The sequence below is a fragment of the Mycobacterium sp. AT1 genome, assembly GCF_002043095.1.
Classification (GTDB): Bacteria; Actinomycetota; Actinomycetes; order Mycobacteriales; family Mycobacteriaceae; genus Mycobacterium.
Genome location: NZ_MVOC01000002.1, coordinates 199281 through 212864 on the forward strand (window position 1 = coordinate 199281; position 13584 = coordinate 212864).

The 13584-nt window shown below is 65.2% G+C and carries 15 protein-coding genes; 13 read left to right on the plus strand and 2 right to left on the minus strand.

Features of this window, described 5'->3' with window-relative positions; all coding sequences use genetic code 11:
* Nucleotides 1-16 precede the first annotated feature (16 nt).
* The 12 genes from B1790_RS01150 to B1790_RS01205 all read left to right on the plus strand — a co-directional run bounded on the left by B1790_RS01150 (nucleotide 17) and on the right by B1790_RS01205 (nucleotide 9328).
* Complete coding sequence (locus B1790_RS01150; RefSeq protein WP_079921283.1) at nucleotides 17-625, plus strand: chromate transporter; 609 nt, start codon at nucleotides 17-19, stop codon at nucleotides 623-625.
* A complete protein-coding gene (locus B1790_RS01155) occupies nucleotides 615-1115 on the plus strand; it encodes a chromate transporter (RefSeq protein ID WP_158083728.1) in 501 nt (166 codons plus the stop codon). Before B1790_RS01150 ends, B1790_RS01155 begins: the two co-directional genes overlap by 11 nt.
* 243 nt (nucleotides 1116-1358) lie before the next feature.
* Complete coding sequence (locus B1790_RS01160) at nucleotides 1359-1910, plus strand: YaeQ family protein (protein ID WP_079921285.1); 552 nt, start codon at nucleotides 1359-1361, stop codon at nucleotides 1908-1910.
* Between the two features lie 130 nt (nucleotides 1911-2040).
* Nucleotides 2041-2685: a hypothetical protein gene (locus B1790_RS01165; protein ID WP_079921286.1), complete on the plus strand. Its 645-nt coding sequence runs from the start codon at nucleotides 2041-2043 to the stop codon at nucleotides 2683-2685.
* A 765-nt stretch (nucleotides 2686-3450) separates the two neighbouring features.
* On the plus strand, nucleotides 3451-3768 hold the full coding sequence (locus B1790_RS01170) for a muconolactone Delta-isomerase family protein (protein WP_142270944.1): 318 nt from the start codon (nucleotides 3451-3453) through the stop codon (nucleotides 3766-3768).
* 92 nt (nucleotides 3769-3860) lie between these two features.
* On the plus strand, nucleotides 3861-4805 hold the full coding sequence (locus B1790_RS01175; RefSeq protein ID WP_079921288.1) for an AraC family transcriptional regulator: 945 nt from the start codon (nucleotides 3861-3863) through the stop codon (nucleotides 4803-4805).
* 115 nt (nucleotides 4806-4920) lie between these two features.
* The gene (locus B1790_RS01180) at nucleotides 4921-5343 is read left to right on the plus strand and encodes a tautomerase family protein (protein ID WP_079921289.1); all 423 of its coding nucleotides are present in this window, start codon (nucleotides 4921-4923) and stop codon (nucleotides 5341-5343) included.
* Between the two features lie 84 nt (nucleotides 5344-5427).
* Nucleotides 5428-6318 (plus strand): SDR family oxidoreductase, encoded by an 891-nt coding sequence (locus tag B1790_RS01185; RefSeq protein WP_079921290.1) that lies wholly within the window; start codon nucleotides 5428-5430, stop codon nucleotides 6316-6318.
* A gap of 39 nt (nucleotides 6319-6357) precedes the next feature.
* Nucleotides 6358-7707, plus strand: coding sequence for an alpha/beta fold hydrolase (locus B1790_RS01190; RefSeq protein WP_079921291.1), 1350 nt, complete (start codon nucleotides 6358-6360; stop codon nucleotides 7705-7707).
* A gap of 68 nt (nucleotides 7708-7775) precedes the next feature.
* Nucleotides 7776-8270, plus strand: a complete 495-nt coding sequence (locus tag B1790_RS01195; protein WP_079921292.1) for a hypothetical protein — start codon at nucleotides 7776-7778, stop codon at nucleotides 8268-8270.
* Nucleotides 8263-8868, plus strand: coding sequence for a DUF6529 family protein (locus B1790_RS01200; RefSeq protein WP_079921293.1), 606 nt, complete (start codon nucleotides 8263-8265; stop codon nucleotides 8866-8868). Before B1790_RS01195 ends, B1790_RS01200 begins: the two co-directional genes overlap by 8 nt.
* A 7-nt stretch (nucleotides 8869-8875) precedes the next feature.
* Nucleotides 8876-9328 carry a ubiquinol-cytochrome c reductase iron-sulfur subunit gene (locus B1790_RS01205; RefSeq protein ID WP_079921294.1) on the plus strand — a complete coding sequence of 151 codons (453 nt, stop codon included), beginning with the start codon at nucleotides 8876-8878 and terminating at the stop codon, nucleotides 9326-9328.
* A 23-nt stretch (nucleotides 9329-9351) separates the two neighbouring features.
* On the opposite strand, the gene B1790_RS01210 is transcribed toward B1790_RS01205, so the two are convergent.
* Complete coding sequence (locus B1790_RS01210; protein WP_079921295.1) at nucleotides 9352-11343, minus strand: S9 family peptidase; 1992 nt, start codon at nucleotides 11341-11343, stop codon at nucleotides 9352-9354.
* Nucleotides 11344-11402: 59 nt separating this feature from the next.
* Complete coding sequence (locus tag B1790_RS01215) at nucleotides 11403-12437, minus strand: LLM class flavin-dependent oxidoreductase (RefSeq protein WP_079921296.1); 1035 nt, start codon at nucleotides 12435-12437, stop codon at nucleotides 11403-11405.
* A gap of 104 nt (nucleotides 12438-12541) precedes the next feature.
* Here B1790_RS01215 and thiD point away from each other — a divergent pair, with 104 nt between their 5' ends.
* Nucleotides 12542-13387 (plus strand): bifunctional hydroxymethylpyrimidine kinase/phosphomethylpyrimidine kinase, encoded by an 846-nt coding sequence (gene thiD, locus B1790_RS01220; protein WP_079921297.1) that lies wholly within the window; start codon nucleotides 12542-12544, stop codon nucleotides 13385-13387.
* The last annotated feature ends 197 nt before the right edge of the window (nucleotides 13388-13584 follow it).

Consider the following 13584-nt stretch of genomic DNA (forward strand, 5'->3'; position numbering starts at 1 on the left):
GACGGAGATCAATCCCGTGGCCGGAGCGGACGCTGAATCAGCAGATCGCTCCGGCCACAGGACATTTCAAATCTTCTTGGGCATGCTCCGGATAGGTGCCACGGCGTTCGGCGGTGGGAGTGCCACGATCGTCGCGATGCGGCAGCTTGCGCTGAACAGGAAGTGGCTGACCGAAGACGAATTTCTGGACACCGTGGTTCTGAGCAGGGTTACGCCCGGTATCACGATCTTGGCGCAAGTCATTCTCATCGGGAGGAAGGTCGACGGGATCCGGGGCGTGGCCGCGGCACTCGTCGGCATGCTCTTGCCCTCGATCACCATCACGATCGTGCTTGCGCGCCTTTATGTCTTGGTGAGGGACAAGCCCTGGTCGGTGGAACCGCTCACAATGGTTGCCGCGGTCGCGGCCGGGTTCGCAGTGGCGTTGGCGTTGCTTCTCCTCAAGGACACGCTCGCCGTCGACCGACACTGGCGCGGTCCCGTCGGTTTCCTGGCCTACGCAGCGCTTGGAGCGATCGTCCCCAACCCCGTCCTGATGCTGGTTGCCGCGGTAGTGGCGGGACTGAGCTTTCCGCGCCTGTTTCTGCCGAGAGACGAGTGCATAGGGGATGCCGATGGCTCTTAGCCACCTGTTCGTCGTCATCATGGTCGCCAGCGCGTTCAGCTTCGGAGGTCTCGGCTCGCTGCCCGTGTTGCAGAGCCAGTTGTCAGCGAATGGCGTCGCGCCACACACCGTCGTGTTGCCTGCCTTGGCCGTTGGCAACATCAGTCCCGGCCCCAATGGGCTGTACCTGATCGCAGCCAGTTATTTCATCGACGGCATCAAGGGCACCCTGGTGGCGTGCACGGCGGTGGTGATTCCACCCTTCCTGGTCCTCGCCGTCGAGCGAGCCAGACGACGACTCATCCACCTCGCTCGGTTCCGGGCCATGTTGCGGTCCCTCGCACTGGCGGTGGTGGCACTTCTCGCCGTGACCGATTGGTCCCTTGTTACCCAGGCTGCGACGGGACCGCTGGCCATCGCGGTGATGATTGGCGGCACCCTAGCACTGCTGTTCAGAGTGCCTCCGCTGCTCGGCGTGCTCGGCGCCATCGCCGTTGGAGTGTGGTGGTGATGACGAAGGGCGAAGAGCAGCGCACCCACCCACGCGGGATTACCGCCGCGAACGATCACTTCAGTGCCATGCCGGGGATGCGTGCCCGGATGGCGTCGAGGTCGGCCTCGTCGTTCCGTCGAGGTCATGAAGCGGGTTGGGGTTGCGTGCCGGGGGTCCATCGGTGGCGACTCGATCCGATCGGCCCGACCACTCGACGCGGTCTGACTGCTCGGGGAACACCACCAGGGTGGACACTATGACGTGGCCCTTTCTGCAACAGTGTTCAAAGTCGAACTTGGCGTCTCCGATGTCGATCACGGTTACTACGCCGATCACACGCTGACCGTGGCCCGTCATCCCAGTGAGACCGATGAGCGGATGGTGGTGCGGCTGTTGGCGTTTGGGCTGCGTGCACACCGGCTCAGCGACGTCGACGGCGAGTTGGCGTTCGGGGCTGGCCTGTCCACCCCTGGCGTACCGGACCTGCGGTTGGCCGACTATACGGGCCGCATCCTGGAGTGGATCAACGTCGGCCAGCCCGATGAACGCGTCTTGGGCAAGGCGGCCAGCCAGGCCGACCAGGTGCTGCTGTTCCCGTTCGCTGCTGGCGTGGCCACCTGGTGGCGCACCGTGGGACCCAAAGTGGCGGGGCTGTCGAACTTGTCTGTGGTGCAGATACCGCATGCACCGGTGCAGCAACTGGCCCAGAGTGTCGATCGTCGGGTCTCGGCGCAGGTGATGGTGATGGAAGGTGAGGTGACGATGACCGTGGGCGGAGTCGACGTCACCTTCACGCCCGAGCCACTGCAGTGAACGTCTGAGCCCGAGGCGCTAGTGGACCGCGCTGCTGCGTGCGGCCGGGTTCGGCACCGCGGCCTGCGCGATCACGGCGGACACCGCGTCGCCTGCGAACCATTGATGCATCCGGGGCTAACGTCGGGATGTGTCTGAGTCCAACTCCGGTGATTTCGAGTTCGAGCGGAAGTTCTACGTCCGCGAGATGCCCGCCGTCACCGCGCTCGATCCGCGGCCCGCGCTGATCGTGCAGGCCTATCTGTTCGCCGCAGACGGCTATGCGGTTCGCGTCCGATTGCAGGGCGCCGCTCCCACCGAACTGGACGCTTCACTCCCGGATCTCGTCAACGCACTGGGCAGCGCGGACGCCGACTCGATGGGAACCATGACCGCCAAGGGGCCGGCCATCGGCGGTACCCGCTACGAAGCCGAGCGCGAACTCGACCCGACGGTCGCCGGTCAGATCGTCTCCCGCGCCGAGCATGTCGTCATCAAGGTTCGCTACTCGGCATGGTTGGGCGAGGACGGCTGGATCGTCGACCGGTTCCTGGGCCGCAACGCGCCCCTGCTCCTGGCGGAGGTCGAGCGCAACTCCCCGGTGGTCGATCTCACGATCCCCGACTTCTGTGCCACCGAGGTCTCCGAGGACGACCGGTTCCGCAACGAGTATCTGGCCCATCAGCCGTTCGGCGAGTGGGCCGAAGGCTACCGCGACGAGCTGCAGAAGATCGGGCCTCGGTTCGTCGAAACCCTCGGCCGTAACGACGTCGACGGCTCCGAGAGGCAACCGTGATGCTCACCGACTGCTGTCGGGTGTGCCCGCGAGCGGCGTCGTTTACGCCGCTGGTAATTCGTCTCTACCCGAGGTGCTGAAGGACGACGACGTGTGGGCTCTGAAGTTTCGCGTCCAGTCGCACTCCTCTGAACTGCTGTGACGGCAGCGGCCTTCGTTCGGTCACGTGCCGCGAGGACAATGGTCGACGCCCCTGAATTCCCCTTGGCTGCAACAGTTTCGATCACCCCGCGCCCACGGGGCCCGCGCCGGCACCGACTACCGGGGTGGCGACCTTCAGCTCGGCAGCCTGTTCGGTAACCCGACCTCACTCGTCGGGCGATCAGCGAAGGCATCAATGCCGGCTTCACCCACATCGTCCTCGGTCTACCCGCTCCCGGGCCAGAGCGGATCGTGCGGTGGGTCGTCGATGAACTGATCGACGAACTCACGTCGTGAATCCGTCCGGAAGTAGGAACGCGATGGACGCCGCCTCCTTCGCCAGCGAAGCCTGGTGGGCCTATCTAACGCCGCCATTCCTGTTCACCTACAACGGTGCTGCAGGACGAGGCCACCCAAGCCCAGCCCCTCAGCCGGCTGCCCATGTTCGGCGACACCTTTACGACGCGCTGACGTCTCCCACGCCCTGACCGCGAGCGGCCGCACCGTCGGGTCGGCATTTGGATACGCCATGATTCGTCTTCCAATGTGCTGAATCGTATTGGGGTAGATCTGCTTCAGCGCCAGAATGAACACGGGGAGATTCATCGATTGAAGGAGGACATCATGCAGTACTTCGTCCAGTTCGACATCCACCAGCCCGTCGACATGAGCCGCGAAGAGCTATTCACGATCTGGCTCGAAGAAGCCCGGGCGGCGCAGGGTGCGGTCGACGCCGGGGTGGTGACCAACCTGTGGAAAGTCGTCGGCCAGCGCAGCATCTTCGCCGTGCTCGACTTACCCGATCACACTTCGCTCGACCGGGCCCTCGAGTCGCTGCCGATCATCCAGAAGCTCGGCAGCTCGGTGGACACCCGCGCTTACGCGATCCGGCCTTACAGCGAATTCGCCGAAGAGGTGCGCGTCACGGTTGAGGGCGAATAGCGCACGAGTACCTCCTGTCGCGCAGAAGCGGGCACGCGGCGAGATATCGTCGTTCCAAGCGACGAACCCGCTCGGAACTGGAGGTTGGCGGGATGCTCAGTGACCCCGCCGAAGACGACGTGTCGAACGACCTTGCCGAGGAACTGTTGACTCGCTCGTATGGCGACGGCGCCAACGTGGGCCTGTGGCCCGGCATGACGATCTACCGGTACGTCGAACCGACGGTGCCGAAATGGGATGAGATCCAATCACTTTCGGTGTGTATCGTCGCCCAGGGCCGCAAGGCCGTCACCGCCGATGGCCATCACTACGTCTACGACCGGTACCAATATCTGGTACTCAGAAGCAACCTGCACTTTCAGTCGCAGATCCTGGACGCAACGCCAGACAAACCGTTCCTCGCCTTCGTGCTGCAGATCGACCCGGCGGTGGTCCGTAAGGTTTCGGTGGAGATGGTCGGTCGGCGAGGGGTTGCAGACCACCCAACAGCGCAGGCCGAAAGCCAAGACCAGAGCGTCGTGTCCGAACTCGACGACGAGCTCATGAGCGCCGTCCTTCGCTTCATGCGATCGCTCACGGCGGATTCCGACCGGCGGGTACTTGCTCCGCTGTACCTGCAGGAATTGGTGTACCGCATCTTGCAGCGTGACCGGTTCTCCAAACTGGTCTTGATTGCCGGCCAGCAGGACGATGGGAATTCCATTGCGGCAGCATTGAATTACATCAACGCGCACCTGTCCGAGCCGCTGACGGTCGAGATCCTTGCCGGGCAGGTGAATCTCAGTTCGTCGGCGTTCTCGCGACGGTTTCGCGAACTAACCGACAAATCGCCCTATCAGTTCGTCAAGGAGACCCGGCTGGAGCGGGCGCGCGAACTGCTACTCGAACGCCGACTCGGAGTTGGAGACGTGTCCGTCACAGTCGGATACGCAAGCCAGTCGCACTTCACGAAGGAATTCCGGGCGCGCTTCGGGACGACCCCGCGCGAGTACGCCGACGCAGAGGGGCTGAGCCGCGATCTGCGTTCCACCCGCTGACGGAGTCGGAATGGGCATGAGTCGAGCGGAAATGCGCTAGCTCACCCCCCACTTCTCGGGGTTGACTGCAGGAGTACGGAAAGTTCCGGATCCTCAGTCTCGTCAGGAGTCTTCAATGCCGCTAGCTCGTATCGACCTCATCGAAGGAAAGTCAGCGGAATACCGTCGTACCATCGCCGATGTCGTCTACGACAAGATGATCGAATGCCTTGGCGTGCCAGAGGATCGGTTCCAGACCATCAGTGAGCACAAGGCGGAGAACTTCCTCTTCGATGCCGACTACCTCGGCATCCACCGATCCGAGAACTGCATCTTCATCCAACTGATCTTCCTCGACGTCGCGACCCCGGAACAGAAGGGCACGTTCTACGAGGCTGTCGTGGCCGAATTAGAGGAGAAGCTGCAGGTGCGGCCCGAGGACGTCTTCTTCAACCTCATGACGGTTCAGCCCGCCGACTGGTCCATGGGCCTGGGCGTGGCGACCTACGTGAGGGGTGTACCAGCCGATCGTCTCGACCCAAACTCCATCCCGCACTGACGAATTCAACTTCAGTCCGTCGAAGAGCCAACCCTCGACTGGTCCCGGCAGTTCGCTCTCCCCACCTCCCGAAAGGACACGACTGTGACAACCCCAGCGACGACATTGAAGAAGGTGCTCATCACCGGAGCCGGAACCGGCTTCGGGTACGAGGTGGCAATGCGACTGGCCGAGAAGGGTTTCGACGTGGTGGCCGCGGTTGAGATCTACGGCCAGGTGCAGACCCTGAAACGACAAGCCGCCGAGCGTGGGGTGACCCTGCAGGTCGAAAAGCTCGACGTCACCAGCGACGGCGACCGCCGCAAGGCCCTCGACTGGGGTGTGGAGATCCTCGTCAACAACGCCGGCGTCGGCGAAGGCGGCTCCACGGTCGACATTCCGGGAGACAACATCCGCCGCCAGTTCGAGGTCAACGTCACCGGACCACTGCTGCTGACCCAGCCCATCGCCAAGCAGATGGCCACACGTGGATCCGGACGCATCATCTGGGTGTCCTCCCGCGAGGGGCTCAACGTCAACCCCTTCACCGGCATCTACTCCGCCTCCAAGCACGCGGTTGAGGCCATCGCCGAGAGCATGAAGGACGAGTTGCAGGAGTTCGGCGTGGAAGTGGCGACCATGAACCCGGGCCCGTTTCTGACCGGGTTCAACGACCGCATCTTCCAGACCTGGGAGAGCTGGGAGGACGACCCGGCGCAGCGGTTGTTCGACTATTCCCAGCTTGCCTTCCCTCGGGCGCAGTTCAACCCCGAGCCCGTGTACGCGACGCTGACAGCGCTGGCCGCGGGCGAGATCGACAGCTACCGCAACCTGGAGCCCAAGTCGATGCTCGAGGAAACCAAGAAGCTCATCGAGGCGCCATGGAGCAAGAAGACCACCGACGGTCTCGGCACCCGCAACGACGGCATCCAGAAGTCCTTCGACATGACACCCGAGCAGCTGCGCGACGACCAAGACTCGATCCCCGCACCGTGAACCACGGCACGCCGACGGCCTCACCAATAGGATCGTGGAGTGCGCCGACGTGCCACGGGTGAGGAGCACGAGTTGAGTCAGGGATTGCGGACGGGTTCGCACGTCGGAATCGATCGCATGGTGGTGACCAGTCACCGTATCGAGGTACCACTCGACTGGAGCGATCCCTCGGGGCGCCAAATCAGTGTGCACGCAAGGGAAGTCGTCGCCGCTGAGTACGCCGGCGATGCGAGTCGGCCACCCATCGTGTGGTTTCAAGGCGGTCCGGGGCACGAAGTCGCGTTTCCCGACCATCGCGGGAGCTGGCTCGAACAACTGCTGACGCGATACAGAGTGGTGTTGCTCGACCAACGCGGCACAGGCCTGAGCACCCCGCTCGACGCGCGCGCCCTTCCCATCGCGGACGCGACGCGCCTTGGCGACTACCTTCGCCATTTTCGACAGGACTCGATCGTGCGCGACGCGGATCGCCTGCGTGCCACGCTCTACGGTGAGGACACCGACTGGTACGTCTTCGGCCAGAGCTTCGGCGGCTTCTGTTCACTGACCTACCTCTCGTATCTGCCCGAACATCTACGCGGCGTGATCATCACCGGCGGTTTCGCGCCCGTGCTGCGCGAGACCGACGAGATCTGCGCCCGGCTCTTCAAGCAGGTGGCGAGCCGCAACGCCGACTACTACACGCGGTTCCCCGACGATGCGCCGCGCGTGCAACGGATCGTCGACCATCTCGAGACGGCCGACGACGTCGACGGCCGCGGTCAGCGACTCAGCGCCCGCCGCTTCCTGACCCTTGGCAACACGCTCGGCCTGCAGCATGGGGCCGCCGAGCTGCACGGCATCGTCGAGCGCGCCGCCAACGACCTCGAGCAGATCGGCATGCTCAGCGGAGCCGTTCACGATCGCGTCGCCTCGGTGATGTCTCCCGCCACGAACCCCATCTACACGGTGCTACAGGAGGCCATCTACTCCAACGGCCCAGCGACTCGGTGGGCCGCCGAGCGGGCACGCCAGGCTGACGCACGCTTCGCGCTGGATGCGCAGCCCGCACCCTATTTCACGGGCGAGGCGGTGTTCCCGTGGATGCTCGACGAGCTGCCGGAGCTCACCCCGCTGCGGGACGTCGCGAATGTGCTTGCCGAGCATGACGATTGGCCGCCGCTGTACGACACCGCGCGATTGGAGGCCAACACCGTCCCCGTCGTCGGCACCGTATATTGGGACGACGCGTACGTCGAGCGAACCATGGCGCTCGAAACGGTGTCGATGCTCGGAAACTGCAGCCCCTGGATCACCAATGAGTTCGAGCACGGGGCTTACCGGCACGAGCCAAAGCGAATTGCCGATCGCTTGTTCGCGATGCTGGACGACGTGACCGCCCGCGGATGAGACGGATCTCCCCGTAACCTCCAGACAGTCTCCAAGCAAACCGTCTTGCGGATTCGCAAGCTGGTCCCATGACACGAATCGCACGCAAGGGCCCGATCCTCACCCTGGTCGCGACCGCCGTCCTGGGCATCGGAGTGTTCTCCGTCAACCTTGCCCAGGACGGCCCCTCGGTCGCACCACAACCGCCAGCGGCCTCGGGTAGCTCGTCGACGGTCAAGCCGACCCCGCCGCCCACGCCTGTCGCACCGGCCGCGCCAGCCCCCGCCCCATTCCCGACCAAGGCCGCCTTTCACGCGAAAATCACCACCCGCACCGGCACTCTGACCGTGGACATCAAGGTCGACGCCACCAAGGCCACCGCCTACGCCTGCGACAACTACGGCACCGAGGAATGGCTCTCCGGAACGGCCGTTGGCGGCGTGGTTTCCGCGAGCAACGGCGACGGCACCAGCCGCCTCGACGGCCGCCACCAGGCGAACAACACCATCGAGGGCAACCTGTCCGTCGGGAACGAGAACTGGGACTACACGGCGTTCGAGGTCAAGGGCAGCAACAATGTTTGACGCCGCCGTCTCCGACACCGATCCCACCGTTGCCGCGCCTGTCGCCGCACCCGCTCCGTCGAATTCAGCGGGCGGGGTGGCCGTGCTGGGCACCGTTCTCGTCGGCGCACTGGTTGCCGTCGCACTCGGGGTATTTGGAGCGCTGCACGAACCGCGGTTCTTCGCGGTGAACGTGGCCGGATTCTCCAGCGGAACCGCGGCCAAGGCGTGGCTCGCGACACTCGTGGTCACACTGGCGCTGTTTCAGTTGGCGTCGGCGTTCGCCATGTATCGGTTGATCCCGAGCGGGCGGGTGCCGTCCTGGATGACCACCGCCCATGTGTGGTCGGGACGGATGGCGGTACTGCTCAGCATCCCGATCACCGTCCATTGCCTCTACGCACTCGGCTTCCAGCACTCCAACACCCGGGTGTTGTTCCATTCGCTGTTCGGCTGCCTGTTCTACGGCGTGTTCGTGACCAAGATGCTCCTGCTGACTCGGAAGGGATTGCCGGGCTGGGCAATTCCCATCGCGGGTGGACTGTTGTTCTTCGTACTCGTCTACGTCTGGTTGACCTCGGCGATGTGGTTCTTCCTCACCAGTGGCCTGACGTTCTAAAGGAGAAATGCACGTGCGCGAACAAGAATTCGTCGTCTCACGCAAGACAGCCATCGTCAGCGGCGGTGTCGTCCTGACTGCCGCCGCCCTCAGTGCCTGCACGACCTACGGGAAGACACCGTCACCGGCACCTTCGAGCGGGTCGCGGTCAGAGGGTGCGACGGCGCCACCGCCACCGGGTGCCGCCGCCCTCGCCACGACTGCCGACGTACCCGTCGGATCCGGGCTGATCGTCGACGACGTCGTGCTCACCCAACCCTCGGCGGGAGTCTTCAAGGCATTCTCGTCGGTCTGCACGCACGCAGGGTGCACCGTATCCAAGATCGCCGACGGCACCATCGACTGCCCCTGCCACGGCAGCAAGTTCAACCTCGACGGCACCGTGGCGAAGGGACCAGCGTCCAGGCCATTGGAACCGAAACGCATTGCGGTCGAGGGTACTTCGATCGTCCGGGCCTGACTGATCTCAGGCCTGGGCAGTGGTCACAGATTCTGCACCGACACGGGTGCGATGTGCTCGGCATCGGGAAGCTTGAAACCGAATATCTGTGCATAGAAGGACAACTCGGAGTCCAGTGCTCGGCGAATGTTGGCCGCCTGCCGGAAACCGTGCTGTTCACCATCGAACGCCACGTACGCCACCGGCACTCCCTTGGTGCGCAGCGCGTCGACGATCATCTCGGCCTGGTTCGGTGGCACCACCTCGTCCTCGAGGCCCTGCAGCACGATCAGCGGACGGTCGAAGCCGTCGACGTGGTGGATCGGTGAGCGATCCACATAGAGGTCGCGTCGGTCGGGGTACGGGCCGACAAGGCCGTCGAGATAGCGGCTCTCGAACTTGTGCGTCTCGGTGGCGAGCGCCTCGAGGTCGGCCACACCGTAGTGGCTCGCCCCCGCGGCGAAGGTGTCCCGAAACGCAAGGGCCGCCAGCGTCGTGTAGCCACCCGCGGACCCGCCGCGGATGCAGAGCCTGGTTGGGTCGACGCGGCCCTGCTCGCCAAGCCATCGGGCCGCCGCCTCACAGTCGTCGACGTCGACGACTCCCCACTGGCCGCGGAGCTGGTTGCGATAGGCCCGGCCATAGCCGGTGGAGCCGCCGTAGTTGACGTCCACCACGGCGAAGCCCCGGCTGGTCCAGTACTGCGTACCCAGCTGCAGCATCGGTCGGGCGGCGCTGGTGGGGCCGCCATGAATGAACACGAGAAGCGGCGGAAGCTCGCCGGGCTCGGCGGTCACGTAGGGGTTGTTGGGTGGATAGAAGAGAGCGTGGGCGGTGCGCCCGCCGCTCGTCGGGAACGAGATCGGTTCGGGCCGAGAGAACCACTCCGTGGAGAGCTCGAGATCGCGTGGTGCACGCAGAATCTCACTCGCAGTCACCGCGCCTTTGGCGTCGACGGTCACCGACACCACGGCCGGTTCGGTGACTGCAGATGCGCCGACGAACACCACGCGGTCGCCTTCCGCCTGGATCGAGGCGAATGACGTGTAGGGCACGTCGAGGTCGACCACGCGCCCATCGGCGAGGCGGATCGCCAGAAACCCGAGCCCGTTGCGTGCCGAGGCGAAGATGGCGCGCCCGTGCGACAGGAAAGCGAAACTGGACTGACCGAAAACCCATTGTGGCCCACCGATTTCGGCGTCGGCCGTCACGAGGCTCTCGGCACCGTCGACCCCAGGCACCCACCGGTAGAGATTCCACCAGTTCGACCGGTCGGAGATGAACCACAGCGAACCGTCGTCGGCCCACCGGGGTTCGCTCACCGATTCGCCGGCGCCCGTACCGCCAGGACCGGCGTCGGGGCGGCCCGCCACCACCGAGGCGCGGCCCACCACTGGACCGCTGTCGGTGGCCCGCAGATTCGCGACGCACAGCTCGGTGCCGTCCCACGGCATGTCGGGATGCGACCACTGCAACCAGCACAGTCGCCCGCCGTCGGGCGAGATGCGGGGATCGGAAACGAAGTCAGGCCCGGACACCAACACCCTGGGGGCGAGCTGCCCCGTGGAGTCGAGCACGACGATCTCGTTCACGACCTCGGCCGGACCGCCGCCGGCGGGATGGTGTTCGCGCACGACCAGCGCCCACCGCCCGTCCGTCGTGACGCGTCCGTCGGCCCAGCGATCACCGCGGGGCACCTCGGGCTCGGGGGTCACCGGTTCGGGTGCCGCTTGCCCGGTAACCGTGTAGAGACGTTGGTCCGCCCAGTCGACGAACCACACGACGTTCCCTGCTACCCACCAGGCACCGCCACCGTACTCGTGGGCGGCCGTGCGGGCGTTGACCCCCGCAGGCAACACGTCGACGGCCGGTCCGTCACCCGTGCGCTGGACCAGCTGGGTGCGGCCGCCCTCCTCGGGCCGTGACTCGGCCCAGGTCACTGTGTCACCGCGCAAGCTGACGGCGCCTAGACCGGCCGCGGCACGCACGACGAGCTCGGAGGTGATGGGGGTGGGCCACGAGCCGAAGGTCGCCATAGCGCTCCAGCCTAGGACTGACGCGCACGGCACATTCAAGTCCCAGACCTCGCACGCCATCAGCCCGTGGGCAGTCCCTTGAAATTCGGCTCCCATCCCAGCTCCGGGGCCACGTAGCGGGCGAACGACTCGAGGATGTGGAGGTTCAGCTCCACACCGAGCTGGCTGGGGATCGTGAGCATCAGCGTGTCAGCCGACTGGACTGCGGCATCCGACTTCAGTTGCTCGACGAGGACGTCGGGTTCGGCGGCATAGGTCTTGCCGAAGGTCGACCGGAATCCGTCGATGACGCCGACCTGGTCTGACGAATCCTCTCCCCGCGGACCGAAGTAGCGCCGATCCAGATCCGTAACCAACGGGAAGATGCTGCGGCTCACCGAGACTCGCGGAGTTCGCGGGTGACCTGCCGCCACCCATGCCGCACGAAACTGGTCGATCTGCTCAGCCTGTAGGTCTGCAAAGGCGTCCCCGGTGGCCTCGGTCAGCAGCGTCGAACTCATCAGGTTGACGCCTGCCGTACCCGCCCATCTCGCGGTCTCCCGCGATGCGGCGCCCCACCAGATGCGATCGGCCAGCGTGGGCGAGTGCGGCTCGATGCGGAGCTTTCCGACTCGCCCAAACTGTTGGGGATCGGCGTCGGCGACACCTTCACCGCGGACGGCACGCAGGAACAGGTCGAACTTGTCCCGGGCGATGTCGGCGCCACGCGGATCCGAGGAACCGGTGTAACCGAAGGCCTCCCACCCGCGTAACGCCGGCTCGGGCGACCCGCGACTGACTCCAAGTGCCACCCTCCCCTCGGACAGCAGGTCGAGCGCAGCCGCCTCCTCAGCCAGGTGCAACGGATTCTCATACCGCATGTCGATGACACCGGTGCCGACCTCGATCCGCTGAGTACGGGCGGCGATCGCAGCAAGCAGCGGCATGGGTGCAGCGGACTGCCGGGCGAAGTGGTGAACGCGAAAGTATGCGCCGTTGACGCCTAGCTCGTCGGCACCCGTCGCGATGTCGACTGCATCGCGCAGCATGTCGCCGGCATCGGGCCCGCCGGGACCGCCGTAGTGTCCGAAGCTCAGAAATCCAAACGCCTTCATGGCACCGCAAACCTCATTCGTCGTTCAGGTATTCCCAGGGCCTAGCGCCCGACAGCCGGACGCCCGCCGCAACCGGTTCGACGATCTTTGCAAGACTGCTACCCATGGCCGACGCTCAGGACCTCCCACTGGCTGCACCGGGACGAACCCCGCGTCGAGTCATGACCATCGCCGGCTCCGATTCAGGCGGCAGCGCTGGCCTGCAGGCTGACATGCGAACATTCGCAATGTTGGGTGTGCATGGGTGCGCCGCACTGACAGCCGTCACGGTCCAAAACTCGTTGGGCGTCAAAGCCTTTCACGAAGTTCCGACTGACATCGTCGCGGGGCAGATCAGCGCGGTGGCGTCCGACATCGGCATCGAGGCCGCCAAGACCGGCATGCTTGCGTCCAGCGCGATCATCAGGACCATCGTGGCTACGTGGAGGTCCGAGGGGCTCGACGGCACTGTCCCGCTGGTGGTCGATCCGGTGTGTGCGTCCAACGTCGGTGAGCCACTACTGCACTCCAACGCGATGGGCGCCATGCGCGACGAACTGATCCCACTCGCCACGCTGGTGACGCCGAACCTCGACGAGGTGCGACTGTTGGTCGGCATCGACGTCGTCGACGACACGACCCAACGCGAGGCGGCCCGGGCTCTACACGCACTGGGGCCGCAATGGGCGCTCGTGAAGGGCGGCCACCTGCGCACCTCACAGACCAGCTCCGACCTGCTCTTCGACGGCGCGGAGTTCCACCAGTTCGCTGCCGACCGGGTGGACACCCCCCACGATCACGGCGCCGGCGACACTCTCGCCGCGGCGATCACCGCCGCGCTGGCTCACGGCTACCCGGTTCCCGGGGCGGTCGGTTTCGCCAAGCTCTGGGTTACCGAGTGCATCCGCGCCGCCTATCCTCTCGGCCGAGGCCACGGCCCAGTCAACGGCATGGCCAGATTGTTCCGCTGAGTCGCACAGCGTCAGGGTGAAGAGGATCGCCGCGTCCACGAGATTTGCCGTGCACGCGCACTCCAACGTTGGTCCCGCGCCAGCCTCGTGCACGATCGAATACCGTTGGGCAGCACCCCGAAGGCACTTCTGGACGCGGTCGGCACCGTGTCAGGTCTGAGCGGAGACCTCTCGGCCCTCCGGATACAGCAAGCGAG